At 36.2% G+C, this 2,388-nt stretch carries 2 protein-coding genes; both read left to right on the top strand.

Features of this window, described 5'->3' with window-relative positions:
• Nucleotides 1-25: 25 nt before the first annotated feature.
• Nucleotides 26-616, top strand: coding sequence for a histidine phosphatase family protein (locus QZQ55_RS10825; RefSeq protein ID WP_295093233.1), 591 nt, complete (start codon nt 26-28; stop codon nt 614-616).
• A gap of 42 nt (nt 617-658) precedes the next feature.
• Nucleotides 659-1,870: a MalY/PatB family protein gene (locus QZQ55_RS10820; RefSeq protein WP_295093231.1), complete on the top strand. Its 1,212-nt coding sequence runs from the start codon at nt 659-661 to the stop codon at nt 1,868-1,870.
• Nucleotides 1,871-2,388 lie beyond the last annotated feature (518 nt).

Below are 2,388 nucleotides of genomic sequence, written 5' to 3'. Positions count from 1 at the left end.
CTTTGCGTTTAAAGGAGAGTAATCAATGAAGTTTATATTTGTAAGACATGGAAAAACACACTTTAATGAAATGAATCTGACACAGGGGTGGTGTGATTCACCTTTATCACAATTAGGCGTTAAACAAGTAGAAAACATGTCTCTACAATTAAAGAATTATTGTATAAGCAAAGCTTATACATCACCACTAGGTAGAGCGGTAGAAACCTCAGAGATTATACTTCAAAACCATAATATTGCACCTATTTATGATAAACGACTAAAAGAAGTGAATTTTGGCATTCTCGAAGGAATGAATACGGAACTTGTTAGAAAACTTCATGTAGAAGAACCTGATTGGGTGGATACTTTAGTAATGGATTACCGACCTTATCAGGGAGAAGATCTTCATGATGTGATTCATAAGCATTTAGAAGCTGTGAATGATATTATTACATCAAGTCAAGAAGATGATACTATACTTATTGTGGGTCATGGCTGTTCGTTGTATGGTTTAGTGGCAACGCTCATTTCTCATGATCCACGCTTTACGTTTCCAGATAATGCGACAGCAATCATAGTAGATTATAAAGAAGGACACTTCTTTTTGGATACTATTTTGAAAGCAGTCTATTAAGCAACATTTCAAGTCATCCTAATATAATAACAAGGAGAAAATATGAAGCACGATTTTACAACTATCATTGATAGAAAAGGAAAAGATGCCATGGCCTTGGATGCAGTAGGATCTCAAAAAGGTCATGTCAAGAAACCTACTTTCCCTAAAGAAGGTTTTAGTATTATTCCAATGTGGGTGGCTGATATGAATTTTGCGACAGCACCAAGTGTAATGGAGGCTCTCAATAAACGTATCGCACATCCACTATTTGGTTATTTTTATGCATCTGATGATTATTATGAAGCCATCATGTATTGGCAGAAGGAAAGAAACAATATTCATGATTTAAAGAAAGAGTATATTGGTTATGAGAATGGTGTTTTAGGTTGTCTTGCAAGTGCCATTCATGCCTTTACAAAGCCTGGAGACAAGATCTTGTTCCATAGCCCTACTTATGTAGGGTTTTCCACTGTATTAAATGATACAGATCGAGTGGCTGAATTAAGTCCTCTTGTAAAGGATGAAGAGGGTGTGTGGCGCATGGATTATCAGGATATGGACAAGCGTATCAAAGACAATAACATTCGCTTAGCGGTTCTCTGTTCTCCTCATAATCCATGTGGACGTGTATGGGAAAAAGAAGAACTTGAACAGGTGATGAATGTTTTCGAAGAAAATGATGTCATTGTCGTATCAGATGAAATATGGTCAGACATTGTATTTGCAGGATATAAGCATATTCCTACTTATAGTATTAGTGAAGATGCTGAAAGACGCACAATCTCTATTTATGCACCAAGTAAGACATTTAACTTAGCAGGACTTATTGGCAGCTATCATATTATTTGTGATGACTATTTAAGAGAACAGCTCAACAAAGTAGCCACTTCAACACATTACAATAATATGAACGTTTTATCCATGCATGCTTTAATAGGTGCCTATCGTGAAGAATCTATTGAATGGGTGGATGAATTAAATCAGGTACTTGAACAGAATATGAAATATACCTATGACTTTATTAAAAACAATGTAGAAGGTATTGAAGTATCTCAAACACAGGGTACTTATATGGTGTTCTTACATTGTGAAGACTACTGTTTAAAGAATCATTTGACTATTGATGAACTCATCCAAAAAGGATGGGATGTAGGTGTAGATTGGCAAAGTGGTGTTCAGTTCTATGATCCATGGGGTATAAGACTCAACATTGCGTTGCCATATGCATTATTACAGGAAGCTATGCAAAGATTAAAAGAATACGTATTCTAACGTGAAAAGGGACTGTAACGGGTAAATAACTCATTATAGTTTCATAAATAGCAAAATGCGCACCGTGACCCTCAAAAAAGTGAGACAATTCACCTATTGAGGAGTAATTTGAAAAACTCATGATGCATTCAAAGAAAGTACGAGCAGGAAGCTTTCGACAACGAGTGAAGTTGGAAACAGGGTCATTGCAGAGCGCTTTAGACTATCAAGGGCCACATCCATAGAGCATCCAAGAATAGTCCTAACCTTTGCGGGTGAGTAGTAGATGTTGTGTTTGCTTTGTTTCATAATAGTTTAACTACTAAAAAGGGCTAGAAATGAATATTCATTCATTTCTAGCCACACGATTTTTATCATTTGTCAACAGTTTGATAAAAAAATAAAAACCTCCTCAATTTCAAATTGAGGAGATTCTTCGGCATTTAATTGCCTAATTTCTTCTACTATAGGATTGATTTATAATTGGTGGAGCCTAGGAGGATCGAACTCCTGACCTCCTGCGTGCAAAGCAGGCGCTC

It is taken from the genome of uncultured Catenibacterium sp. (assembly GCF_900540665.1).
Classification (GTDB): Bacteria; Bacillota_I; Bacilli_A; order Erysipelotrichales; family Coprobacillaceae; genus Catenibacterium.
The sequence above is the reverse complement of the archived record's forward strand: the minus strand, read 5'-3'. Positions and strand labels throughout refer to the sequence as shown.